This window comes from Lentisphaera araneosa HTCC2155 (assembly GCF_000170755.1).
In the GTDB taxonomy this organism is placed as follows: domain Bacteria; phylum Verrucomicrobiota; class Lentisphaeria; order Lentisphaerales; family Lentisphaeraceae; genus Lentisphaera; species Lentisphaera araneosa.
Window position 1 is genome coordinate 17,179 of record NZ_ABCK01000023.1, and the last position, 24,451, is coordinate 41,629.

20 protein-coding genes are annotated in these 24,451 nt (G+C 41.5%); 16 read left to right on the forward strand and 4 right to left on the reverse strand.

All coding sequences use genetic code 11. From position 1 onward, the window contains the following. Window positions 1–4 precede the first annotated feature (4 nt). The 10 genes from LNTAR_RS18815 to LNTAR_RS18860 all read left to right on the forward strand — a co-directional run bounded on the left by LNTAR_RS18815 (window position 5) and on the right by LNTAR_RS18860 (window position 9,331). On the forward strand, window positions 5–1,408 hold the full coding sequence (locus tag LNTAR_RS18815) for an aspartate kinase (protein ID WP_007280343.1): 1,404 nt from the start codon (window positions 5–7) through the stop codon (window positions 1,406–1,408). 3 nt (window positions 1,409–1,411) lie between these two features. Continuing rightward, window positions 1,412–2,779: a protoporphyrinogen oxidase gene (gene hemG, locus LNTAR_RS18820; RefSeq protein ID WP_007280344.1), complete on the forward strand. Its 1,368-nt coding sequence runs from the start codon at window positions 1,412–1,414 to the stop codon at window positions 2,777–2,779. Next, window positions 2,772–3,581 (forward strand): cytochrome c biogenesis protein CcsA, encoded by an 810-nt coding sequence (gene ccsA, locus LNTAR_RS18825; RefSeq protein ID WP_007280345.1) that lies wholly within the window; start codon window positions 2,772–2,774, stop codon window positions 3,579–3,581. The genes hemG and ccsA overlap by 8 nt, the downstream gene beginning before the upstream one ends. Continuing rightward, on the forward strand, window positions 3,578–4,822 hold the full coding sequence (gene hemA / locus LNTAR_RS18830; protein ID WP_007280346.1) for a glutamyl-tRNA reductase: 1,245 nt from the start codon (window positions 3,578–3,580) through the stop codon (window positions 4,820–4,822). The genes ccsA and hemA overlap by 4 nt, the downstream gene beginning before the upstream one ends. 15 nt (window positions 4,823–4,837) lie before the next feature. Further along, window positions 4,838–5,761, forward strand: coding sequence for a hydroxymethylbilane synthase (hemC, locus tag LNTAR_RS18835; RefSeq protein WP_007280347.1), 924 nt, complete (start codon window positions 4,838–4,840; stop codon window positions 5,759–5,761). Between the two features lie 16 nt (window positions 5,762–5,777). Continuing rightward, on the forward strand, window positions 5,778–6,707 hold the full coding sequence (locus LNTAR_RS26090; protein WP_007280348.1) for an NAD(P)-dependent oxidoreductase: 930 nt from the start codon (window positions 5,778–5,780) through the stop codon (window positions 6,705–6,707). A 62-nt stretch (window positions 6,708–6,769) separates the two neighbouring features. Next, window positions 6,770–7,417: a MotA/TolQ/ExbB proton channel family protein gene (locus tag LNTAR_RS18845; protein WP_007280349.1), complete on the forward strand. Its 648-nt coding sequence runs from the start codon at window positions 6,770–6,772 to the stop codon at window positions 7,415–7,417. Beyond that, a complete protein-coding gene (locus tag LNTAR_RS18850; RefSeq protein WP_007280350.1) occupies window positions 7,417–7,884 on the forward strand; it encodes an ExbD/TolR family protein in 468 nt (155 codons plus the stop codon). Before LNTAR_RS18845 ends, LNTAR_RS18850 begins: the two co-directional genes overlap by 1 nt. Next, window positions 7,877–8,647: a hypothetical protein gene (locus LNTAR_RS18855; RefSeq protein ID WP_007280351.1), complete on the forward strand. Its 771-nt coding sequence runs from the start codon at window positions 7,877–7,879 to the stop codon at window positions 8,645–8,647. The genes LNTAR_RS18850 and LNTAR_RS18855 overlap by 8 nt, the downstream gene beginning before the upstream one ends. Window positions 8,648–8,716: 69 nt before the next feature. Beyond that, window positions 8,717–9,331, forward strand: a complete 615-nt coding sequence (locus LNTAR_RS18860; protein WP_007280352.1) for a hypothetical protein — start codon at window positions 8,717–8,719, stop codon at window positions 9,329–9,331. Window positions 9,332–9,384: 53 nt separating this feature from the next. Here the strand turns inward: LNTAR_RS18860 and mnmG are convergent, their stop codons facing one another. From mnmG to LNTAR_RS18875, 3 genes are all read right to left on the reverse strand, one after another. Then, window positions 9,385–11,214: a tRNA uridine-5-carboxymethylaminomethyl(34) synthesis enzyme MnmG gene (gene mnmG / locus LNTAR_RS18865; RefSeq protein WP_007280353.1), complete on the reverse strand. Its 1,830-nt coding sequence runs from the start codon at window positions 11,212–11,214 to the stop codon at window positions 9,385–9,387. 157 nt (window positions 11,215–11,371) lie between these two features. After that, window positions 11,372–13,090, reverse strand: coding sequence for an apolipoprotein N-acyltransferase (gene lnt, locus LNTAR_RS18870; protein WP_007280354.1), 1,719 nt, complete (start codon window positions 13,088–13,090; stop codon window positions 11,372–11,374). Window positions 13,091–13,146: 56 nt separating this feature from the next. Beyond that, window positions 13,147–14,811, reverse strand: coding sequence for an ABC1 kinase family protein (locus tag LNTAR_RS18875; protein ID WP_007280355.1), 1,665 nt, complete (start codon window positions 14,809–14,811; stop codon window positions 13,147–13,149). Window positions 14,812–15,042: 231 nt separating this feature from the next. Between LNTAR_RS18875 and LNTAR_RS18880 the strand changes: the two genes are divergently transcribed. From LNTAR_RS18880 to LNTAR_RS18905, 6 genes are read left to right on the forward strand one after another with little or no spacing between them, the layout of a single operon-like run. After that, window positions 15,043–15,747 (forward strand): RDD family protein, encoded by a 705-nt coding sequence (locus tag LNTAR_RS18880; protein WP_007280356.1) that lies wholly within the window; start codon window positions 15,043–15,045, stop codon window positions 15,745–15,747. Beyond that, on the forward strand, window positions 15,744–16,709 hold the full coding sequence (locus tag LNTAR_RS18885; protein WP_007280357.1) for a stage II sporulation protein M: 966 nt from the start codon (window positions 15,744–15,746) through the stop codon (window positions 16,707–16,709). The genes LNTAR_RS18880 and LNTAR_RS18885 overlap by 4 nt, the downstream gene beginning before the upstream one ends. After that, a complete protein-coding gene (locus tag LNTAR_RS18890; RefSeq protein WP_040915330.1) occupies window positions 16,696–18,210 on the forward strand; it encodes a hypothetical protein in 1,515 nt (504 codons plus the stop codon). Before LNTAR_RS18885 ends, LNTAR_RS18890 begins: the two co-directional genes overlap by 14 nt. Further along, complete coding sequence (locus tag LNTAR_RS18895) at window positions 18,207–19,304, forward strand: hypothetical protein (protein WP_007280359.1); 1,098 nt, start codon at window positions 18,207–18,209, stop codon at window positions 19,302–19,304. Before LNTAR_RS18890 ends, LNTAR_RS18895 begins: the two co-directional genes overlap by 4 nt. Then, entirely contained in the window at window positions 19,304–20,368 is a 1,065-nt protein-coding gene (locus LNTAR_RS18900) for an AAA family ATPase (protein ID WP_007280360.1), read from the forward strand. The genes LNTAR_RS18895 and LNTAR_RS18900 overlap by 1 nt, the downstream gene beginning before the upstream one ends. Then, on the forward strand, window positions 20,365–21,690 hold the full coding sequence (locus LNTAR_RS18905; protein ID WP_040915331.1) for a DUF58 domain-containing protein: 1,326 nt from the start codon (window positions 20,365–20,367) through the stop codon (window positions 21,688–21,690). Before LNTAR_RS18900 ends, LNTAR_RS18905 begins: the two co-directional genes overlap by 4 nt. Here LNTAR_RS18905 and LNTAR_RS18910 read toward each other — a convergent pair. Continuing rightward, window positions 21,685–24,387: a hypothetical protein gene (locus LNTAR_RS18910; RefSeq protein WP_007280362.1), complete on the reverse strand. Its 2,703-nt coding sequence runs from the start codon at window positions 24,385–24,387 to the stop codon at window positions 21,685–21,687. The two genes, LNTAR_RS18905 and LNTAR_RS18910, sit on opposite strands and share 6 nt — an antisense overlap. Window positions 24,388–24,451: the final 64 nt, after the last annotated feature.

The following is a 24,451-nucleotide window of genomic DNA, read 5'->3' on the forward strand; positions in this document are numbered from 1 at the left end:
ATTAATGTCTAAACATACAGTTGAAAAAATTGGTGGCACTTCGATGTCTCGTTTTGGCGAGATTGTGGATAATGTCATTTTGGGTAATCGCAAAGAAAATGAGATTTACAACAGAGTTTTTGTGGTGAGTGCCTATGGTGGAATTACGAATGCTTTGTTAGAGCACAAAAAAACTGGTGAGCCAGGTGTTTATCAGTACTTCAAAGATGGTGATCAGCGCTGGGAAGAAGCCCTTGATAAAGTGACGGAGCAGATGAAAGCAGTCAACGAAGAAATGGTGGCTGCGGGACTCAATCTCGAAGAAGCTAATAGTTATGTGGATCAGCGCGTTGAAGGGATTCGCAATTGCTTAAGAGATATTTGCCGCATTTGTTCTTATGGGCACTTTCACTTAGACGAATTTTTAATGGCGGCACGTGAATTATTGAGTTCAGTCGGTGAAGCACACTCGGCGTGGAACTCAGTTAATATTCTCAATAATCGTGGCATCAATGCTCTGCTGATTGATTTGACTGGCTGGAAAGATAATGAAGCCAAGCCTTTTGCCGAAAAGATTGAAAGCGAATTTGCGGGCGTTGATTACGCCAATAATATTTGTGTCGCGACGGGTTACACGAAATGTAAAGAAGGCTTGATGCATACTTTCGATCGCGGTTATAGTGAAATTACTTTCTCTAAAATTGCCTGTGTAACTGAAGCGCGCGAAGGCGTAATTCACAAAGAATTCCACTTGTCCTCAGGTGACCCCAATCTCATGGGTTTAGAAAAAGTTGAGATTATCGGCAGAACCAATTTTGACGTAGCCGACCAACTCGCCGATTTGGGCATGGAAGCCATTCACCCTAAAGCCTCCAAAGAAATGGAGAACTTAAGTATTCCAATCCGCGTCACAAATGCTTTTGAGCCTGAGCACCCAGGGACTTTGATCGACACGAGTTTCCGCAGTGAGTTCCCAAGGGTAGAAATGGTGACGGGTCGCGATGATATTTTAGCCATTGAAGTACACGACCCCGACATGGTGGGAGAAAGTGGTTATGATTTCAGAATCATGGAAGTTTTTGCTAAACATAAAGTGAGCTATACAGCTAAGAATACGAACGCCAATACCATTACGCATTTCTTGCCTGAGAAAGATGTGAAAGAACAATTCATGCTCGATTTGAAAGCGAATTTTCAAGGTGCTGAAGTTAGTATGAAGGAAGTGGCGATTGTCTCAGCGATTGGAAGTAACATGAATAAGCCCGGTTTCCTTTCGAGATCAGCGGAAGATTTAGCTCAAAATCAAATTAATATTTTGGCAGTCAACCAATGCATGCGTCAGGTTAATATGCAGTTTGTCGTTGAACGTCACGATTACGAAAAAGCCCTTAAGTCCTTACACAAAGGTCTCGTAGAAGAAGAGAAATAATTTATGCCTGAGAAGACTCACAGAATTGCAGTTGTTGGTGCGGGGCTTAGTGGCCTCGCAACCGCCTATTTTTTGGGTAAAGAATTACCCGATGCCGAGATCACTGTGTTCGAAGAAGAGTCTGCTGCGGGCGGAAAAATTTTAAGTGAGCGTAAAGCCGAGTTTCCCCATGAAATGGGACCCAATGGCTTTTTATCGAGTCGTCGCGAAATTTTTGAATTGTGTCAAGAATTGGGACTAGAAGTTTTGTTTGCCAATGAAGACGCAGCCAAACGCTACCTGTGGATGGATGGAGCCTTAAAGCGCATTCCTGAAGGGCCAGTTTCGATGATGACCTGGGGCGAGTTGAGTTTAAAAACGAAACTTAGCCTCTTCGGTGATATCTTTAAAAAACCAAGGTTAGAAGAAGACGAGAGCCTTTATGATTTCGTGAGCCAGCAATTTACGGAAGAGTTTGCGATGAAAATTGCCGACCCATTTGTAGCGGGAGTTTTTGCTGCGGACCCGAAAAAACTTTCTATGCGTTCGGCTTTTCCTGCAGTTTTTGAGGCTCAGCGTTCTCATGGCTCGGTCATTAAAGGCATGAAAGCGGCTTACAAAGAAAAAGTTGAGAAGGGTTTAGCTCCAGCTAAGCGCAAGCGTGGGCGACTTTGTAGTCTGAGGGGAGGTATGCGATCTTTACCAGCTGAGTTGTCTAAGCGTGTGAACCTAAAGAGTGATACACAAGTCACAACTCTCAATGTAGAAGATGAGAAACCTATATTATGTTTTGATGGGCAACAGCATGATTTTGATGCTGTCATCTTTGCGACGCCCGCAGATCGTACCAGTGAAATGATGACAGCTGCCATGCCAGGCGTTGCTGAAAATTTGGTTCATGTACCTTACACACCGGTGGGAGTGGCCGTTTGCGGTTTCAGCAAAACTTTAGATATCCCTCGTGGCTTTGGTTTTTTGGTTCCCAGTAATCAAGAGTCGCGAGTTTTGGGCGTCTTATTCTCATCTCAAATCTTTCCAGAAAATCATGCCGAAGGTACAACCTTACGAGTGATGTTTGGTGGAGCTAGAGAGCCTGGATTATTGGATCTGAGTGAAGAAGAGCTCAAAGAAATTATCGCCAAAGAACTCAAAGAAAAACTGGGTGTTGATGATGCCATGGACTTTTTCCGAGTCATCCCTTGGAAGCGTGCGATCCCCATGTACGAATTAGGTCATCACAAGAAAGTCGAATATATTCAAAATGCTTTACGTGAGAAATCAATTTTTATTACGGGGACTTCACTGTATGGTGTTTCAATGAATGACTGCATTGTTTCAGGGCAAAATTGCGCTGAGCAAGTGAAAAATTATTTGAGATCAAAATATGACTAATGTACTATTTTTCAGCGTGTACGCGCTCTTTATGCTCTCGGTTACTGGGTTTTGTACACATGCCCTAAGACGAGATAAAAAGAGTTTTGTCTTTGGTACTTTAAGCTCACTTATGGGTTTTTTGGGTCTTACTGTGTTGTTGATTACTCAGGTTTTTAATTCAGAAATTGACAATTTATTATTAACCAACTGGTTGATGGCAGTGATTTATTATTACACGGCCTACAAAACAAAAAATCGCTTACTCGGTACGGCGTTTATGCCGATTGTTTTAGTCTTGATGACTTTTGTTGTGTTCAATGACGGTACGAGTTTGTTGACAAAGACGTCTTATGATGGCCAGTTCTTTTTATTCATGCACCAAGCTTTGTTGATTGCGGCCTTCGCAATTTTCTTTTTCACCTTTGCGCAAAGTGTGACTTACCTTGTTAAATTGAGAGCGCTTAAGAATCACAAAGAGATGGCTTTGGACCAAGAACTTCCTTCGCTGGACCGATTGCAACAAGTATTTAGTGTGTCGTTTAATCGTGGTTGGTCAGCAATGACCGTGGGTATAGCTTTTGCGGTGATTTATTATTTTAAAAAAGACTCCGAGGGTTTTAACGAGCTCAAAGTTATTTGGGGTAGCATCCTTTGGGTTGTTTATACAGTTTTATTCGCCATGTATAATGCCAAGAAAATGACTTGCCGTACTCTGGCGCGCTTTGTCACCATTTTGTTTTTGGCCTTCATTATTTTCTATGGTTGCATTAGTACTTTTGCACCTGCTGCTGAGCCCGTGTTCACGGAGGTGCAGAAATGACAACTCCCTTTATTTCGATCATTGGTTTAAATCATAAGAGTGCGCCTGTTGAATTGCGTGAAAGACTCTCTTTTGGTGCAGATAAGTTAAAGGAAATTCTGACTTATTGCTGTGATAGCTTGAGCGAATTTGTTTTGATCTCAACCTGTAATCGCACTGAGTTTATTTTTAATGGTGAGCAATCAGTTTTAGAGAAGTATTTGATGGAAGTTGGATCACTCAAAGAAAGTGATCTGCAAGATTTTTTCTATAATTATAATGACTACGAGGCTTTGGAGCACCTTTTTAAAGTAGCTTCGGGTTTAGATTCACTCGTGGTTGGTGAAGTACAGATTTTAGGGCAAGTTAAGAGTGCCTTTGAATTGAGTTTTGAGCAGAATTATGCGACAGCAAATTTTGCACACATCTATCAGCAGATGCTGAAATGTGCTCGCCAGGTCCGACGAGATACTGAGATTGGCAAGGGTTCTGTGTCTGTAGCGTCAATTGCCGTGCAGTTATCTAAGAATATATTTGATCATTTATCAGGTAAAAAAGTTTTACTCATTGGTGCTGGCGAAATGTGTGAATTAGCCGGTGTTCATTTCTTTGAAGCAGGCGTTGATCAAATTATGGTCGCAAATCGCAGTTTAGATAATGCAGAGAAGTTGGCTTCAAAGTTTAAGGGCAAAGCATTTGCTTTAGATCAATTGGAAGATGCAGTGTGGAATGCGGATATCATTCTTTCTTCAACTGGGTCTCCAAGTTATGTGCTGGAAAAAGATCTCATTAAAGGCGCTATGTCGAAACGTCGTGAGCCGATGTTTTTAATTGATATTGCCGTACCACGAGATATTGATCCGAAGATTAATAACTTAACGGATGTTTTTGTCTACAATATTGATGATCTCAATAAGATTGCCGAAGAGAATCGCAAGAAACGCGGTCGTGCCTTTGGTCGTGCCGAAGAAATTGTCGAAGCGAAGTTACGTGAGTTCCGTGAAGAACAGGCGCTTTCATCTGTAGGTCCATTGATTAATTCCTTCCGTGAGCGTTTACATGGTATCAAAGATGATGAGCAAAAGAAACTTTTTAAGAAATTGAATCATTTATCTGATTCTGATAAAGAGGCCATTAATAAAAGTTTGCATCAGATTGTGAATAAGTTACTTCACGATCCTATTATCACTTTGCGAGACGAAGTGAAGCGCGATGATTCATCGCGTTTAGTTAAAGTTTTTAAAGATTTATTTAATTTATAAGATTTGGAGTCCCAATTGAAATTGAGAATTGCCACCCGTGGATCACAGCTAGCACTTTGGCAAGCTGAGCATGTAAAGAGTCGTTTGTTAGAAGTCGATCCTAGTTTAGAAATTGAGTTGAAGATTATTAAGACTCAAGGAGATAAAATTCTCGATGTGTCACTCGCAAAAATCGGCGGCAAAGGACTTTTTGTTAAAGAAATTGAGCAGGCGATGATGGATGATGAGGCTGACTTAGCCGTGCATTCCATGAAAGACGTGCCAGCAGAATTGCCAGAGGGATTGATTCTTCAGGCTATTTTAGAACGTGAGGATCCGCGTGATGCTTTTGTATCTAATAAGTATAAGTCACTCGATGAATTACCTGAAGGCGCCGTTGTTGGGACGAGTTCACTTAGACGTGCGAGCCAGCTTTATAGACAATATCCCGTTAAAACTGAGCTCTTGCGCGGCAATGTTAATACGCGTTTGGCTAAATTGGACGACGATAAATATGATGCGATTATCTTAGCGGCAGCGGGCTTAATCCGTTTAGAGTTTGGTGATCGTATTGCCGATAGTCTCGATCCAGATAAATTCATCCCAAGTCCAGGTCAGGGTGCCGTTGGTATTGAGTGTCGTGAAGACGACGCAGAGCTTTGTGCTTTGCTCAATAAATTAAATCATACTGAAACATCAATAAGAGTTAAAGTTGAGCGTGAGTTCAATTTAGCGATAGGTGGTTCTTGCCAAGTCCCAGCTGGCTGTTATGCGACAATCGATGGTGACTCATTCGAGCTTAGAGCTTTTGTGGCTTCTCCAGATGGCAAAGAATATTACCGTGAAGATATGTCAGGAGACCTAAAAGATCTTCCGGGTAAAGGAACTGAGATTGCCAATAAATTGATTGCTCGTGGAGCTGCTGAGATCATTAAAGATTTGTTAGGTAAAGACGTCTAGAAACTTAGTGAGTTAGATGAAGCTTCTCATTAATTTATATAGCCCCGTTCATGCTTTTTGTGGGAGCAAAGAACATTTTCAGCCGCTCTTTGAAATTTTCGGTGAAGAGCAATGTATTTTGGCTGAGAGTAAAGAGCATTTCAGGTCTTTACTTCCTGAAGCAGAAGCCGTTTTTTGCTGGAATTTCCCAAAAGAGTTTTACTCTTTAGCAGATCAACTTAAACTGATTGTGACTCCTGCGGCAGGTCGTGATTGGGTCGCTCCTGCTCCAAGTTCAGTTGTTCAGGTCGAATTTTCAAGTTTTCATGGTCCCATGATTGCCGAATCTTTCTTGGCAATGATGTTGTTCTTCAATAATCAATTTAGTAAGCAGCTTGAATTGCAGGGACAAAAAACTTGGGATCGCAATGCTTGTTTTGAGAGGCGCTTATTAAAAAATCAAAGCTTACTGATTCTGGGCTGTGGTAATATTGGCCAGCACTGTGCGGCTTTAGTCAAAACACTAGGAATGAAGGTAGTGGGAGCGAATCGTCGGGGAATAGGCGGGGGTGACTTCTCGTATGTTAAGATGTCTGAACTCAGCGACATTATTGAAGATTTTGATCATGTTTTATCACTCATCCCCGGGGATGAAGAAAATGAAAAGGTCTTGGGGGATAAGTTTTTCTCATCTTTAAAATCAGGAGCTCATTTCTACAACTTTGGACGTGGTACAGTCGTCGATGAAGAGAGTTTACTCAGCTTCCTATGTAAAAACCCAAGTTCTTTCGCGGGCTTAGATGTCACTTACAATGAGCCTCTGAGTGAGGGGTCACCACTATATGCGCATAAGCAAGTATTGCTGACACCGCATAATTCTTGTACATATGAAGATTATTTACACCTATTTGTGGCTGAGTTTATAGGGCGTTTTGAACTTGGTCAATTTCCGAGTCTCAAGGCTTAAGTGGATTGAAAAGCCTAGTCACGAGGTTAAACTTGGTTAGCATTAATTTTGGGATACTTTAGATGATCGATTTTGTTTTGAATTTAGCCAAAGATGGAGGGCCATTTGTTTGGCTCATTATGGTTTTGGCAATAATAATTGTTGTGCTTGCAGTTGAGCGCTTTTACTACTTTCACAGTACGGATATTGATCGTACTGACTTTATGCAGGGCATTTGTTCCAACTTAAAAAAGGGTAATGTGATCGAGTGCGTCAGTCACTGTGATGATACTCCCGGAGCGATTTCTCAAATTATTCGTGTGGCTATTTTGCACAGGAAAGATGAGCCAGTTATTTTAGAAGGCGCAATTCAAGAGGCCGCTCGCAACGAACAGTTTCGCCTCGAAAAACGCATGGATGTACTTGCGACTCTCGCACAAGGTTGCGGAGTTTTAGGGCTTTTGGGTACAGTGGCAAAGCTGATTGAAGCTTTTCGCCAAATTGGTATAGAGGGGAGCTTCGTTAATCTTACAAATTTAGCGCCTTATGTTGGCGGAGCTCTTGTTGCAGCAGCCAGTGGCATGACGGTTTCGTTCGTGGCCTACATGATTTATAATGTTTATTTATCGCGTATTCGTTCAATCTTGAGAGATATGGAAAAGACGGCTTATGAAATGATGTATTTCATTCGCAGCGGTGAATTTATTAGTGATGATAGAGACCTTAATTAATGCGTTTTGAGACCAAATTAGAGTATAGAAGTAAACCTGTTTCGATGACGGGTCTACTCTCTGTGTTTAGTTTGATTCTTTTTGCTTTCTTAGTATCTACTTCCTTGGATTTCCAGCAGGGGCTTAAGGCGACGATGCCGACTGCGAGTAGTGCTAGGCTTGTTGCGACAGATAAGTTGTCTGTTGTCATTGTCGATCACGAAGGTAAATATTTGCCTTACTTTAATAACAAGCCCGTGCCTTGGGAAAAACTCGAAGAGAGTTTGGTGGAAGTGGTTCAAGAAAAAACCTTAAATATCGAAGAGAATGGACGTTCAATTCAACGCCGTCCTGTGCTTTCCTTGAAAGCGGATAAAGCAGTTCCTTATGAATATGTGATCACTGTTCTAGATATCGTTAGGCATATGAACATTGAGGTGAACTTAGTCACAAGTAAGCTCGAGAAAGAAGTTATAAAGAGTGAGTAAATCCAATAAATCACTTAGGGTGACTATTATAAGTTTGGTAGTCATTATTTTATTTGTGAGTCCTTTCTTTTTCTTTAATTTCCAAGACTCGCTCAATACACCTTCTCTTACAAAAATGGACGAAGATGAAAAGCTTATTTTACGGTCGCCTCTTGAACAAAGTGTCGAAGAACTAGATGAGGATCCCCGCGTTATTTATATGCCTGATCATGAGCAGGGTTTTTCGGTTTGGTTAAATGAAAAAATTGATTTACCGTCTTTAGAGTTGCCTGATATGGAAATTAGAGAGGCTGACTTTTATTCTGAAGAAGATTTTCCCGAAGCTCAAAACTCACTCACTTTGAATTTAGAATCCACAATCAGAAAAGAATGGCCCTTGCCTGAATTAGAAGAAGATTTGCCTAAGCTTGAGCTTAAGAAGGGTTTGGCCGAGTTGTTGGTTTTTGTTGACGAAGTGCCAGTTGAGAATACTTATTATACAGATGAAGCATTGCTTGTTTTATTTACAGATGTTTCAAAAGAAGAACTCGAGGGACCTACTTTATTGAGCGTTAAGATTGAAGATGATGAAATGCAGGTTGATTTAGTTCATAGCTGTGGCGTGCGAAAACTAGAAAATGATTTTTCAAAACAATTACTTCGTCAGTTTTATAAAGATAAAATTTTAAGCTCTATTACTCATAAAAAGGGTGATCGTAGCGGAGAAAGTACCGCATTTTATTTAATTGAATGGAGATTCGCTTTTTCCAGTTTAAAAAAGTAGTGATTATAGGGGCAAATGATTGTTTTTATATGATCTACAATTACATTGAGGGAAAAATTACGGTAATGTATGAAAAACACACTTTTTAAAATATTTTTATTCTTTTTTTTCGTGAGTTCGGCTTCTGCTCAGAACGTCAGTCCAGAGTTAAAGTTTGACGACTCAGGCTACGTTGATGACTTGGCAGGTGAGCATGCACCTGATATGGGTGAAGAAGCGGCGCCAGAGTTAAAAGAGTTAAAGCCAGTTAAGAAAATTGAGAAAAAGAAAAAAACTATTAACGTTGGACAAGCTCAAACTTTCCAAGGCAAGAAATATTCAACTGGCAAAGGTATGTCACTGCTCACTATACTGGCGATCGGTGGTGTTGTTATTCTCCTTATTGTTGGTGCCTTAGCCTACTTATTTGTTATTAAGAAGCCCAAATTTAAAGTGGATGAAGATGAATTTGAAGACTTTGATAAAGATATCGTACATAAAAATGATCAAGCTATTCAACAGGCACCTGAAAAAGTGGCGGATCCTAGTTCGACAGTTGTTTACTCCAAACCTTCACTTGGTTCTGATTTAGCTGCGGCAACACGAATTGATGAAATGGGTCGTAATCCATCTGGCATTATTGTAGATGAAGATAAATACTTCGCAGCAGGCGATGGTTTTGTAGATGAAGATTTAGATGGTTGAAACCTACAACATTTTATAAAAGCGAAGCAATTTCTTGCTTCGCTTTTTTATGTCTAGGATTTAATTTTCTTACTTTCTTCGAAGCGTTTGATATGCACTTGGATCAAGCCAATTTCCGCCGGTGTCACGCCGTCAATTCGTGCAGCTTGCCCGAGGTCTACGGGACGATAGCGACTGAGTTTGTTCTTAGCTTCGTTACCAAGTCCGGTGATATTTAGGTAATCTAAATCTTCGGGGATAGGATTTTTGGCTAAGCGTTTTTGACGTTCCACTTGCTGTTTCTCGCGTTGAATATAGCATTCGTATCGAGCGTCAATTTGTACCTGCTCCTTAACATCGTCAGGGAGGTCGCTTTCACCGACAACTGATTCGTAAGTGTTTTTATGGGAACTCAAATGTTCCCATAAGCTTTTGCCATGATGCCGCTCGTTTTTGAGGCGCTCAATTTCATCGTCGATTAAAGTTTCTTTGTCTTTAGCGATTTTGTATTTCTCGTAAGGCAGTAAGCCATAATCATAAGCAATTTTAGAGAGGCGACGATCGGCATTATCCTGTCTAAGTAGGAGGCGGTACTCTGCACGTGAAGTGAAGAGTCGGTAAGGTTCAGAGATGTCTTTTGTGACTAAGTCATCAATCATCACGCCGATATAAGCTTGATCACGTTCAAGAATTAATGGTGGTTTGCCAGCAACTAAGCCCGCAGCGTTTGCCCCAGCAATAAGTCCTTGGCCCGCAGCTTCTTCGTAGCCACTAGTGCCATTGATTTGACCAGCTACAAAAAGGTTGGGCCAAGATTTGAGGGCCAGAGAGTTTTGCGTTTGGTGAGGAGAAACCACATCGTATTCAACCGCGTAAGCGTAGCGAGCGATCTCTGCCTTTTCTAAACCAGGTATGCTGTGAACGATTTTATTTTGAATTTGTACAGGAAGTGAAGTCGAAATGCCGTTGAGGTAATACTCTTCAGTGAAAACACCCTCTGGTTCGAGGAAAACTTGATGTGAATCCTTGTCGCCAAAGCGGTGGATCTTATCTTCAATAGAGGGGCAATAACGAGTGCCAATCGCATCAATCGAACCATTATACATGGGGGAGAGATGCAAGTTGTCTGCAATGACCTGTTTTGTTTCTGCACTTGTTCTGCCAATGTAGCAAGGCATTTGCGGGATGCCACCGCGGTCAATTGTCTCGTATTCTTTTTCACGAGGCCAATAAGAAAATTCGCCACACTCTCCATCTTGTCTTTCAAGCTTCTCAAAATCAATTGTCTTGGCTAAGACGCGCGGAGGTGTTCCCGTTTTTAAACGCATGAGTTCTAAGCCCAAGTCATTTTTGAGAGACTCAGAGATAGCATCGGCGGCAGTGTCGCCCGTACGTCCACCAGGGAGCTGTTGGGGACCAAAGTGCATAAGGCCGCGCATGAAAGTTCCGCAGCAAAGAACAAAAGATTTGGCTTCAAACTTGTCGCCAAACTGAGTTTGGACGGCAATGATTTTACTCTTTTCAGTAACAAAGGAGAGGCCTTCAGCTTGGTGGGTATGAAGCTTTTCAGTTTTCTCTAATTGTTGCTTCATACGTCTTTGGTAAAGTACTTTATCACACTGAGCGCGAGGTGACCAAACCGCAGGGCCACGTGAAGCATTAAGCATGCGGAATTGTAGTGCAGAGGCATCAGTATTTTGGCCCATTTCACCACCCATGGCATCGATTTCACGCACCACATGACCTTTCGCAATACCACCAATCGCTGGATTGCAGCTCATTTGCCCGATGTGGTCTAAATTTTGCGTTATTAGCAGAGTTTCAGCACCCATTCTAGCAGAAGCGAGTGAAGCTTCTATGCCTGCGTGGCCACCGCCAATAACGATAACATCATAATTTTTCATTTTTAAATCCTGTCTATTTGGGGAGGATTGTACTCGAATAAGTGAGTTTGTCAAGAAAAAATGAAGTTCTTAGCTTTTTGTTTAAATGACTGATAGTAATTACAAATGAATGACTTAGATGGACTTGAGGTGTTATTGATGTCACTTTTTACGAGGTTTAACTTTCCTCGAGAGCTATTTCATTAAGCGCTTTCTTTCTTTTGAGAAATTGCAGGAGCATAAAGCCAAAAATAAAGAGAGATGCAAAGCTTAGGAAACTGGGTGTTAAATAATAGAGTTTATTGTAGAAGGTTTTTTCAGGGTTAACACAAAAGTCGAGTTCAGTAAAAAGCACACCACGAGTGAAGCGTGAGCCGTTCTCAGGGTTGAGTAAGAGCTGTTCAACTTTGCCCTTAGATGAGACCAACATGGTTTCGCAAGTATTGCCACATCGCAAAAAGGGGAGGCCATTTTCAACGGCACGAAAAATACTGTGAGCGGAGTGTTGAGCTCCACCAGCGGTTTCTCCAAACCATGAATCATTAGTGATTGTACAGAGGATATTGGCATTGTTGCGGGCAAAGCTTCGCGATATATTTTCAAATACATCATCAAAACAAATGTTGATACCAATGCGACTTTGCTTGGCGAGGGGGAATACGGAGAATTCGCTTCCATGGCTAAGGCTAGGGCCCATTTGGCGGAATTTATTTAATTTCTCGTGGAGTTCATGGCTCATTAAATAACGTCCAGGTAAGTATTCGCCATAGGGGACGGTATGGATTTTATCGTAGCGAGCAATGATGTCACCGTTGGGATCGCTGATGAGGGCAGAATTATAATATTTTTTATGCTCAGGGTCTTGAGGGTTAACATCAGTCATACCAGTGCCAAAGAGCAAGTGAGCATTGGCTTTTTTACTTAGATAACGAACAAGTTCGGGGAAGGCGGCATCGCGTTGGTAGCTTGAGGGCATGGGAGTTTCTGGCCAAATTATGAGGTCAGGCTTCTGAAGAATTGCCGCTTCGCTTAAATTTTTGTAGGTTTGATGATGAAATTGGTACTCTTCATAAGTTAGCGGTTTGAAGTAGGGTTTGAAATTGCCCTGTATCATCGCGACGCGGATAGTTGAGTCAGCTTTATTTTCGGGCTGAAGTTTGTCGGCAATGATGGTGGAGAGCAATAATGTGATCAAGGCCAATATGGGAAGGCTATAGTAGTTTTTTAATTTAGGTAAACTTTTTGGTAAGTTTTGTTTTTCTGCGCTCTTTCTCACTAGATAAATTTCCAAGAGGATGGCGAGGCTGAAGTTGATGAGCGATATAAGGAAGGCAAGGCCATTGGCTCCGATGAAAGAGGCGTTTTTTAAGAAATGTAATTGATAAACTTGGCTGACTTCAATGCTATTCCATGGGAGGCCAGTGAAAAGCCATGTGCGGACCCATTCAAAAAATGACCAAAGCACGGCAGCTGCAATAAAAAGTTTATAACTTGAGCGCAAGTTAAGTATGCGTCTGTAATGAGGGGCAGAGACGTGTTCTTCACTGGCTTTTGGGAAGAGCAAGTAATGACGTAGTTTACAAGTGAGATAGAGCCATATTCCCGGAATAGGCGTCCAAATTAAGGCGACCAATAGGGGGCATAATAGGAAGATGGGGTAGAGGAAGTAAAAGGTGCCTAGGAAATAGCCGAAGCCCCATGCCGAGCCAATATAAAAATTTCCACGGTCGTGCCGGCCTAAGCCAAGCAGATGAAGGGGGATTAATGCGAACCACGCAAGAAAATGTAAGTTGAAGGGCTCGAAACAAAGGTTGACTGATAAGCCTAAAGCAAAAGCAATTAGTGCTTTTAAAAGCGGGTGAACCTTGTTGGTGATGGTTGGGTTTTCGTTGGGCATGAATGGGTATCCAAATTGACTCTTCAATCTAAAGATAAAGAAAGATAAGTCAAAGCTTATTTGCCGTTTAGGTCACCAGATTTACGAATAGACAAGAGGAGTTTGATCGTGAGCACAAATGAGGTGGCATAGCCCATGAATCCGAGAATAGAGATTTCAAAAATCATTGGGGGGATACGCTGGCCAATGAGTTGAGATGAACCGATAAACAAAGCGGCAATGATAATGCCATAGACGAGTCGGTTGATAACTGCATCGAGTTTTCGGTGCTCAAGTTTTACATCAAAGGAACCCGCCTTCATGTTTTCAACGAGATGGATGAGTTCCCGAGGCATCATTTCGATAAGGCGATCCCACTCTTTATATTTTTTCTTGAGCTTCTTATATGTTCGCAAGGGAGAGTGGCGAGCCTTGAGTCTTTGAATCTGGAAGCTTTTGATCAGTGGGATAAAATTGAAGTTACGGTCGAGTGAACGTGATGTTCCTTCAAGCATGATGAGGGTTTTGATGAGTAAAGATATGTTGCTGGGTAAAATAATTTTGTAGGTGCGAATTATGCGTGATACTTCTTTTAAAGCCCCGCTAAAATCAATGTCTTCGAGGTTTTCAACTTGGAATTCGTAAAGGAATTCGGTTATGTCTGCCTGCAGTTCATCGCGCTTTAGTTTGGGTTGACATTTGCCAATACGTAGAACATAATCAGTAATGAGTTGAGCATCTTGATCCAAAGCGGCAAAACCCACATCCTCAATCATTTCGCGGTATTCTTCATCAATAATGCCAATGAGACCAAAGTCTAAAAGGCCAATGCGTCCATCGTTAAGGATCCATATATTTCCAGCGTGTGGATCAGCGTGATAGACTCCGTCACGAAGTATCATGTTGAGGAAGACGAGGGCGCCATTTTTTGCAATTTCCGCAGGAGTTACAGGGAGGTGGTGGTGAGTTTTTAATTCTGAAACACTCATACCATAAAGGCGTTCCATGGTGATAACTTTTTGAGATGATAGCTCTTTGTAGGTGTGGGGGATGTGAACTGTTTTATCATCGGCAAATTTTTTGCCGATTTTAGCCATATTTTGAAGTTCGCGTTCAAAATTCATTTCTCGGAAGAGACTTTTTTTAAAGTCTTCGAGGATCTTTGTTGGTTGGTAGGAAGCGAGGCCAGAGTCATATTTTTCAGCTAACTGCAAAATTTTTGAAAAAACGCTAAGGTCTTTGACGACTTTATCTTCAATGCCATGATGCTGGATTTTTACGACGACATCTGTGCCATCAAATAGTTTTGCGAAGTGCGCCTGTCCAACTGAAGCTGAGGCAAAAGATTCGAATTCAAATTCAGCATAGAGTTCTTCGACTTTTTTGCCGAGTTCATCTTCAATAGTTTCACGAACTTGTTCAGCGCTGTCAGGCGTAGTGGAGTCCTGTAGAAGTTTGAGTTCGGCTGCGAGTTGCTCACCGACTAGGTCCTCTCTCGTGCTTAAGATTTGGCCGAGCTTGATGAAAGTTGGGCCGAGCTCAGTAAATGCGAGGCGCAAACGACAGGCATGAGACATGTTTTCTATGTTGGGGTGCGAGTGAATTTTCTGACGCAGGTTTTTCATGAACTCAGGTTCATAATTTTCGACCCAGTCAATTAATCCGTACTTAATGAATACGGTGATGACTTCGCGAAAGCGCTTGGTGTCTCGGGTTAATTCTGGGATTGACTGAAAGTTCACTATTTTCTCCTACATGTCTTAAATATGTGTGATCTTTATTTGTATGCAAGTCTTGGATTGTATAAGTCAGTGTGTTTGGGAGGCTTTAAGACTTGTACAAATTGCAGCTTTATAGTCCATGCAATAGCATTTAAGGTTTTGGGCTCTGATAAATATTTAAAAAGGTGATAGATGCTTTGCATTAAGCTAAAAAGTCTTTAGCTTAACTGAAGTCAAAAGAAGATGGATTTTATGGGAGATAAAATAGACACGATTTTTTGGGTGGAAACACCCGAAGGCGTTAATTTGAGTATGCGTTTGGCAAGCTTGCCAATACGAATGACGGCGTATTTACTCGACTTTGTTTTTAAAGGTATCATTTTTATAGCGCTGGCTATTATTTTGGGACTTTTTGGAGATGCTTCTACAGGACTTTTTCTCGTAGCAATTTTTGTTTTATGGTGGTTTTATCCCGTATTATTTGAGGTGCTTCATCAGGGGATGACTCCGGGTAAGAGAATCATGAAAATTCGCGTCTTACATGGCAATGGTACTCCCGTCGGTTGGCGGTCATCGATGATTCGAAATTTTTTACGTTTAGCTGATATGTTTGCCAGTATATGGGGCTTGGAATTTCTTGCGATGTTCGCAGATTCACGAAATAGGCGCTTGGGCGATTTGGCGGCAGATAGCATTGTTGTTTACGCAGATAGTCAAAGGTCTAAAGTTTTTTTACCAGAGGTTGAGCCTTTGCTTCCTCCTGTGGCTCTCAATCCAGAAGAGCAAAAGAGCTTTATTGCCTTTGGCGAACGTTATCACATGTTGAGTAAACAACGACAGGTTGAGTTGGCGGAGATTCTAGAAGAGATACATGGAGAGGAAGGCGCTGCAGCAGTGAAAAAACTTTATGCTTATTCCTTAGGTTTAGCCGGTGGAGAGGGAGTGAAAGATTCATGAAACAAAGAGTTTTTGAAGATAAGCATCGCGATTTTTGGAAAGTACTGGAAGATCTGTTTAATAAAAAAATTAAACGAGATGTTGAACTCAATGACAATTTTCCATCTATGTATCGCAACTTGTGCAAGCAGCTCGCAGTGGCAAGGGGTCGGAATTATAGTCCGATATTGATCCAATACTTAGAGGAACTCGTGGCTTCTGGTCACCAGCGTCTCTATGGGCGCCGTGGTGGAGCTGAGATGAAAATTATTCGTTACTTTCAAAAAGATTTTCCTCGTATGGTTCGAAAGGAATGGAGGCTGATCCTTTTTTCTCATATTTTATTTTATCTTCCTTTAGTTAGTATAGCTGTTTTGATTCAGTATTACCCTGATTTAGCTCACATGCTCTTGCCGACGGATATGCTGATGCAAATGGAAGAAAGTTATGATCCCGCCAACGGTCACTTTGAAGAGGTTCGTCCTGCGAGTCAAGACTTCATGATGTGGGGGTACTACATAATGAATAATGTGGGGATTGATTTTCGTTGTTTTGCCGGTGGTTTGTTTGCCGGAGTCGGCTCGATCTTTTTTATGATTTATAATGGTGTGGCTATTGGTGGAGTGGCTGGGTATATTACGCAGATTGGCTATGGCGAAACTTTTTGGCCATTTGTCTGTGGTCATAGTGCACCAGAACTTACTGCAGCGGTATTTTCAGGCGCGTGTGGTATGAAGTTAGGGTTCTCTTTTATAATGCCAGGCAATAAGAGTCGTTTACAGTCTTTGAAAGATTGTGCGGCAGATGCCATGACGCTTCTATGGGGAACGGCATTCATGACTTTTTTGGCGGCATTTATCGAAGCCTTTTGGTCATCATCTCCACTCATTCCAGTAGATGTTAAGTATTGGGTCGCTGGATGCATGTGGTTGGGAATGATTTTATATTTCTTATTTATGGGTCGTCGTCGTGGATCTGAATAATTTACAAATTGCACTACGCCCCCGAAATAACTGGGAAGCTTTTGACTTGGGTCGAAGTTTACTGAAGAAAAATTTATTATCGTTTTATAAACCTTGGTTGGCACTTACGATCCCCTACACCCTGCTACTATTTCTCCTTTTTAAGGATTATCCATTTTGGGGCTTTTTTGTGTTTTGGTTTTTCTTACCTATTTTCGAACGTGTTATTATTTTTGATCTTAGTCGTATTATTTTTGGAGAGACACCGAGTGTCAAACATAGTTTAAAAGAGTTTCCCAAAGAACTCAAAAAAGGTTTCTTTAGTCTGCATTTCATGTGGCGCTTCACATTCTCAAGAGCCTTTATGATGCCTATTTGGCAGTTGGAGGGTTTAAAGGGGGCGAGTCGTAAAAAACGTTTACGCGTTCTTTCTGGTTCGAGTACGAGTAGTAATTGTGCTTGGAATGGAGTGATGTACCTCCATATAGAACAGTTAGTTGCGGCAGGTATTTTAACTATCTGTTATTTATTTGTTCCAGTAGAAGTTAAGGGAGATATTCCCAGTAAAATCTTTGACTTGGATAGTTTTGTTTATTGGTTGGAGCAATTGCCCACGTGGCTGTCATTTTTTGTGTACCTAGTGACGGCGCTGTCGATGGTATTGATACGCCCCTTTTATGTTGCGGGTGGATTCACTCTCTATATTTGCCGCCGTATGGTTCTTGAGGGTTGGGATATTGAACTTCAGTTTAGAAGTCTTGCGGATCGAATCAAAGAAAAAAGTATGTTGACAAATAAAATTGTTCCCTTGCTGATAATGGCATTTATCTTTCTATGCCCTTCTCCCGTTCAGGCTCAATCTAGTGAAGTGGATCGTGAGTTAGAGACGATTATGGCCGATGAAGAATTTAACGAGTATAAAAATGTAAAGAAGCGTGAGTTTAAAGACATTGATGCGAGCTTTTTAGACTGGCTATTTGATGGGAGTAATCAAGAAGAACAAGAGGAGAGCGATTTTGATTGGGTGTCTATGGCGGGCTTCTTTAAAGGTTTGTTTATCTGTTTGATGGCAGGCGCTTTAATTTGGTTGATTTGGAAAATCATTGTGATTGTTATGGATGAACGTAAGCTAGAGTATAGAACTCCCAAAACGACGAAAGAAGTCATTAAGTTTATGGGCATGGATCTCAGTGAAGATTCATTGCCGGATGATATCGCAAAAGAAGTCACTAGCCTGTTACAGAAAGGCGACGTTCGCGGAGCTATCAGCCTGTTGTACCGAGGGAGTGTCTTTCAGCTCTTGGAAGCGGGGATGAAATTACGTTCAAGTGATACGGAGATGGATTGCTTACGTCGTGTGGAATCTCTAGGTGAAAAAGATAAAAAATACTTTTTTAAGGACCTAACGAATATTTGGCTCAAAGCAGCTTATGCACATGATTTACCTGAGAAGAATCGCTGTGAAGAGCTTTGTAAGCGTTGGCAACAGTTGTTTGAAAAGCGTGAAGAGGTACAAGCATGAGTAAGCTCTTTAAAGTTTTTCTTGTGCTCCTGATTGCCTTGATAATGTATATAATTTATTGGTTTATTTCGAACACAGAAGAAGTGGAAAAGCGTGAATATGTAGGTTTTCAGGGGGATGCTAAAGCCAAGCCTTATTTAGCCTTGCAGAGATTGTCGGAGAGCTTGATGAATTCTACTAATGCGGAGGCCAACTTGACGAGCTGGGGCAAATTTGCGAAAGATGAAGTTGTGTTTGTTCCATTAGAGTACATCCCTACGGATATTAGTTTGTTTGGTGACTTGGAAGACTGGTTAGAGAATGGGGGCGTTTTGATTAGTGGTAGTGCGAGGAGCCGTAATGATTTTGAGGTTGAGCTTTCTCCTATGCACCAGCGATTGTTTAGCATAAGTGAAGTCGATGGTGGCGATAAGAAAGTTTTGAATGGCAAAGTGGGGGAGTATGACTTACATATGCCCAATGCATTGAGCTTGGAATTGGATGCTTATACGGAAGAATATCGTACCGATAAAGGAGTTTTGCTTTACGGTGTTAAGAAGTTTGGTAAGGGCAAAATCTATCTCTTTAATTCACTGCGCGCTTTTGATAATAATAACTTGCGACAAAAAGATAACGCTAAGCTTTTGTTTGATCTAATTGATCGCGATAAGGCGATGGTTTTAGCAACGCGCCCTGAGTACATGGGAGTGTGGTCTTGGATCAAGACGCGAGCACGGATTACTTTGATTTTGTTGATTTCCTGTGTTGTGGTTTGGTTGCTAATGGTTTCAAAAAGGTTTGGTCCCTTAAATTTGGATAAAAGTGCGAATTCTCGTAAGATTATGGAGCATATTCAGGTTAGTGGTGAGTATCAATGGAGAGCCAAGCAAGGGCATTTATTAGTTGAAGAATTGCGCTTTAACATACAAGAGCAATTAAAGATGCGACATCCGCAAAGCAATAGACTTTCACCTACGGAACAAACACAGTATTTGGGAGATTTGAGTCAACTTCCGAGTAATGAAGTTTTTCTTTCAATGACGGAGACCTACAAGACTCCGGATCAGTTTTATAAAATAGTAATGATTCTTAAAAAAATAAAGGATTCTTTGTGATGGATGAAGATAAAGTAAATGATGAACAAGTTCCGGTTAATCTTGAGGAAGTCGCTCAAGAAGTAGAAACGACTGAAGAGATTGAATCGAATATTGAAGTAGCCTCCTCTTTGAATATGGAGATGAACCAAATTATGCGAATTCGCGATCAAATAAGAAAGGTGGTGATTGGTCAAGATAAAATTGTTGATCAAGTTTTGGCGGCATTTTTGGCGGCAGGTCACGTTTTGATTGAGGGTGTACCTGGACTCGGCAAAACTCTTTTGGTAAAAGCGATTGCTCAAACTTTTTCAGGTGACTTCGCAAGGGTGCAATTCACGCCTGACTTAATGCCTGCCGACGTTATGGGCCACGCTATGTTTAATATGAAAAATCAAGAATTCGTGATTCGCAAAGGGCCCGTGTTTTGTAACTTGCTTTTAGCTGATGAAATCAACCGTGCGCCCGCAAAAACTCAATCAGCTTTGCTTGAGGTTATGCAGGAGAGTCAAGTAACGATTGAAGGCGAATCGCATGCAGTGAAGCCACCTTTCATGGTTTTGGCGACTCAAAATCCACTTGAACAGGAAGGGACATATCCTTTGCCTGAAGCTCAATTGGACCGCTTTATCATTAAGGTAAGCGTGGAGTATCCTGAAGAAAAGGATGAGTTTGATTTAGTTAAGTTAGTGACGAAAGGGCAAAGCCGAGAAAAGCTCGATGTGAGTTTAGTAGAAAATGTCATTAGTAATGACGAGGCGGAAGCTTTGCGCAAAAAAACCGCTGAGGTCACAGTAGACGAACAAGTCGTTGAATATGCAGTTTCAATTGTACGTCAAACTCGTAATTGGTCGGGCATCTCAGTTGGAGCTGGTACAAGGGGAGCTTTGGCCCTAATACGTATTGCTCGTGCGATGGCTCTCATTGCTGGAAGAGATTTTGTTGTGCCTGCCGATATTAAAGAAATGGCTTTGCCTGTTTTACGTCACCGTATTACTCTTTCGGCTGAAATGGAGATCGAAGGTTTTAGCCACGATCAGGTTTTAGAAGATATGCTTGACAAGGTAGAGGCGCCACGTTTGTGAAATTAAAAAGCTTCAGACCGGCATATAGATTACTCTTTGTCCTATCTGTCGCTTGTGCCTTTAGTGTGGGGCAGTTGTTTTATCCAGATTTGAAATGGTTAATGCTGAGTACTTGTGTGATCTTAGTATGTATATTTCTTTTCGACTTACTGAGCTTATGGAAGCAACCGATTATTGAATTTGAGCGAATTGTCTCGCATACGATGCCTTTAGGTGTGGCAAGTAAAGTTAAGTTAGCTTTGAGGAATCGTTCAAATCAACGTTTTGATTTTGAGCTCGTGGATCACTACCCAACGGAGCACGAGGTTAAAGACTTCCCTTTTAAAGTGAGCTTGGATCCAGGTCAGCGAATTGAGTTGGATTATGCGATTACACCACAGCAGCGTGGAGATTTTGAGTTTAAGCAATGTGAGCTTCGCTTCAATTCACTTTTGGGTTTTTGGAATCGTTACTTTAAGCTTGGTGAAGAAAGTTCGGTGCGAATTTATCCCAATTATGCAGAGGTTATTCGTTATGGTGTTTTAGCTGCAGAGCAGCGTTTGGCTCAGCTAGGGATTATGAAAAAGCGTCAGAGAGGTTCAGGAACAGACTTTTTGCAACTTCGTGAATTCCGCAAGGGTGATCGAATGGGAAGTATTGACTGGAAAGCAAGCGCTCGTATGCAGAAGGTAATATCGCGCGAATACCAAGCAGAGCGAGATCAGCAAATCTTCTTTATGTTAGATTGTGGGCGTCGTATGCGATCAATGGACGGTCAGCTCTCTCACTTTGATCACACTATGAATGCGATGCTGTTGTTGACTTATGTAGCTTCGAGGCAAGGTGATGCGGTTGGTATGATGACTTATGGGACTCAAGAGCAGCGTCGTTTTTTACCAGTAAAAAAGTCCGTCAATAATGTTAACCGCTTCTTAACTGGTCTGTATGACTTACACCCAAGTACAATGGAAGGAGATTCTGCTGCAGCGGTTCAAGAGCTTAAGAAGGTGTTAAAAAAGCGTGCACTTATTATCGTTTTAACTAATATGAGAGATCAGCAAGATCCAGAAATGCTCGAATCCTTAAAAGCTTTGCGTAAATCGCATTTGGTGGTTTTTGTAGCTTTGAGAGAAGAGGTTTTTGCTGAGCAAGAGCAGGCTGAAGTTACTGACTTCAAAGGTGCGTTGACGTATAGTGCTTTGAGTCAGTTTCTGCGCGCTCGGAAAAAAGCTCTTGAGTCAATGCAAGGTAATCAAATTATTACTCTTGACGTCGCTCCAAGCCAGTTGCACACAAAGCTAGTGAACTGTTATTTAGAAATTAAAAATTCAGCTGCTTTATAAGATTAAACGATGAGAGAAGTACCAAGCAACTAAGTCACGTAAACTGTGGAGGAACTTTAGTTGATTTGTATTTGGCCATGGTGAGCTGTGAATGCAAGTGAAGTAAACATTGCCCGCAATGCTGACGGAGAGGCAGTTGTCCCCTAGATAAAATGAGAAATCTTGTGCTTGTGGAATATTGGTGTTTTCTAAGAAGTCTTTTTTCGTTGAAATAAGTTTCGGGATGTAAGCAGCGAGTTCTTCTTTGTCAATACTGTTAGTTGTTCCACAATCAGTGATATTTAAACCATCTAAAGTTGAGAGCATCACAAAATCAAATTCACATTTATCTTTGAGTTGCTTTATGAAAGTATTGACTGAGGAATCGTTAGTTTCTCCGGCAATAGAGAATAGATAAGTCTCTTTTTGGATGTGGTATTCCTTAGCACTAAGTCCAGTTAGGCTGTGGTACTCATCATTACTGAGCTGAGCTTGGTGTTTTAGACTCTCAAGGCTGGGGTAGGGCTCAGTGCGTGCATCGAGTACTTTTTGTGCAAGTTCTTTGTTACAGATGAGTAGCAAGTCGTCAAGCGTACATTGATTAATATGGATACCGTTAGGTGCAACAGAGGCACATTCTTGAGTGTGGGGGTGATCAGATTTTTTGGTGGCTTTGCGTTCAGGTGGGGTAGGGTGCGGGATTGAATGGGGGTTGAGTTCTTGCTCACGATTTTCAATGAGGCTATGCAGCTCCATATCGTATTCATTTGAAACCACAGTCTTCGTTTTAGGTGGTTTGCGGAAATGAGAATTAGTTATTCCTTTTTCAGCTTTTTTACCGACTTCTTCGTCTTCTACATCGAGATCGACAAAATCAACCGAGGTGTTTTCTTCAGTTAAAGCATCTTTGATGGGAGTCGCTTCTTTGATTGCATCGTCTTTGCTTAAGCCAATATGAATTGTCTTATGTGTTTTGATGTCGTTCTCCAAACCACTTTTGTCTGCATCGAGCACGGATGTGTCCATTGGAGAGACTTCTCCGGTAGCTTCATCATCACTTTCTTGTAAAAAGCCCATAATTGAAGAGTTAGCTCCTATAAGGTTATCCAATAAGCTCCCCCCTCCTCCAGGATAGACTTGCGTTTCTTCATCATGCATAGGTTCAGTAGCTGTCTCTAGAGCAGTAGATGCGCGTGTAGTCGATTCTTCGGTTTGATCATCGATATTTTCTAGCTGAGCTTCCATGTATTTGGAGTCGGCGAGTTGTTCGAGTTGTTTCTCAGTAAAAACATCACCCATATTTTTCAGAACATTTTCTAACTCTTGTGATTGGTCAGATAGATACCAATCATTTGGTATGAGCTCGAGGATATCTGTAAGCGGGAGATCTAAATCGCCAGTTTTTGGGCTGCCATTAGGGAGTTTAAGGAATTGGTGGATAGTTTCTTGAGAGATCGAACAAGTTCCCTTTTTTATAATATTTAAAATATCTTGTTGAGGGATTTCTAGGAATTCTTCGGGGTTTAAAGATGAGGACTCAAAAGTGAGCTTAGCTAAGATATATGAAGTGGAAAAAGAAATACATTCTGCATAGACGACGATGTCGCCGGTAGGACGATTGTACATGCAGACAGTTTGTTTTGGATCTTCAAGAATGACTGCGTTTTGAACAGGAGTAAGAGTTGAAAGGTCGAAATCAGTTTTTTTCTTTTCAAAAAACTTTTCCTCGCTATGAGGAGAAATTTCGAGGGCCTCAGAGCTTACAGTTTCGTCAACTTCAAGGACGACACTTTCTTCTTTAGGTTCTTGTAAGTCAAAGACCGAGCTTTGGCGTCTACGCTGAGCGCTATTATTTATTTTGGTAACTCGTGGATTTAAAGGTTCTGAAATTGGCGAAGCAGCGGTGATAGATTTGGGTCTTGAACTCGGTGCTTGATTGTTTTCCTTGTCCCAAAAATCACTGACGGAAAATTGCGCTGTTTCAGGGTACTGAGGTTGAGATGAGCTAATGAAATCAGGGGGAGCTTGGAGTTCCATTTCTTGCGTGATCGCCATGTCTGGATGATTGTTTTTAGGGGACTGGGGAAGTACGGTTGGTTTAGGTAGTCGATTATTAGGTTCTGTAGCAGGTGTATGGACTGGAATTGAAGTGGTTTCATCAGCGCTTTCACTATATTCATGTGTCGCAGAATTAACCGTGTCTTCAAGTTCAAAAGGGTTGTCCATGGCGGCAATCGTCTCGTCGAGTGCGCAGGATTGATAAGGGTTCTTAAACCAATCTTTTGGGATAACTTCTAGAAGTTCATCTAAGGGGAGTTCAGTGACGGCGGTAGAATGGTAGCCTTCTGCAGTTACCAGTGTGTTGGGTAGGAGGCAGGCTAATGGGCCAACCGTAATACGAAAGGTACCCTGTTGTAATACGTTGAGGATATCTTCTTTATTGAAGGTGATTAAAGGTTCAGAAGTGTCCAGTTGACTGTGCCAATTTTGATGTAGACAGTCTTTTGGGAGAGAGTCAAGTATAGTCAAGGTAGGGATAGATAAAGTATCGTCAAGTATAGACATGACGACTTCATGATGATGAGGCAGGCCTGAAGGAGTTTCAGTCTTATCGGTGGATTGACCAAAGCTTATCGATGGTGGTGCATCTGGAGTCTTAGTTGTTGATCCTCTGCGAAGTACTGGCTCATTAGTATTATGATTATTCTTAAAACCCATTTTTTCATTCCCAAATTGACATATATTATTTGTAGTTTACAGGAACTGGCGAGCAAAATCAAGA

Excerpts from the sequence above, each read along its gene's own strand:
- LNTAR_RS18850 (WP_007280350.1), top strand. The coding sequence starts at position 7,417 with ATGCGTTTTGAGACCAAATTAGAGTATAGAAGTAAACCTGTTTCGATG.
- LNTAR_RS18895 (WP_007280359.1), top strand. The coding sequence starts at position 18,207 with ATGAGTAAGCTCTTTAAAGTTTTTCTTGTGCTCCTGATTGCCTTGATA.
- mnmG (WP_007280353.1), bottom strand. The coding sequence starts at position 11,214 with ATGAAAAATTATGATGTTATCGTTATTGGCGGTGGCCACGCAGGCATA.
- LNTAR_RS18900 (WP_007280360.1), top strand. The coding sequence starts at position 19,304 with ATGGATGAAGATAAAGTAAATGATGAACAAGTTCCGGTTAATCTTGAG.
- LNTAR_RS18885 (WP_007280357.1), top strand. The coding sequence starts at position 15,744 with ATGAAACAAAGAGTTTTTGAAGATAAGCATCGCGATTTTTGGAAAGTA.
- ccsA (WP_007280345.1), top strand. The coding sequence starts at position 2,772 with ATGACTAATGTACTATTTTTCAGCGTGTACGCGCTCTTTATGCTCTCG.
- lnt (WP_007280354.1), bottom strand. The coding sequence starts at position 13,090 with ATGCCCAACGAAAACCCAACCATCACCAACAAGGTTCACCCGCTTTTA.
- LNTAR_RS18860 (WP_007280352.1), top strand. The coding sequence starts at position 8,717 with ATGAAAAACACACTTTTTAAAATATTTTTATTCTTTTTTTTCGTGAGT.
- LNTAR_RS26090 (WP_007280348.1), top strand. The coding sequence starts at position 5,778 with ATGAAGCTTCTCATTAATTTATATAGCCCCGTTCATGCTTTTTGTGGG.
- LNTAR_RS18845 (WP_007280349.1), top strand. The coding sequence starts at position 6,770 with ATGATCGATTTTGTTTTGAATTTAGCCAAAGATGGAGGGCCATTTGTT.
- hemG (WP_007280344.1), top strand. The coding sequence starts at position 1,412 with ATGCCTGAGAAGACTCACAGAATTGCAGTTGTTGGTGCGGGGCTTAGT.
- LNTAR_RS18910 (WP_007280362.1), bottom strand. The coding sequence starts at position 24,387 with ATGGGTTTTAAGAATAATCATAATACTAATGAGCCAGTACTTCGCAGA.
- hemA (WP_007280346.1), top strand. The coding sequence starts at position 3,578 with ATGACAACTCCCTTTATTTCGATCATTGGTTTAAATCATAAGAGTGCG.
- LNTAR_RS18880 (WP_007280356.1), top strand. The coding sequence starts at position 15,043 with ATGGGAGATAAAATAGACACGATTTTTTGGGTGGAAACACCCGAAGGC.
- LNTAR_RS18815 (WP_007280343.1), top strand. The coding sequence starts at position 5 with ATGTCTAAACATACAGTTGAAAAAATTGGTGGCACTTCGATGTCTCGT.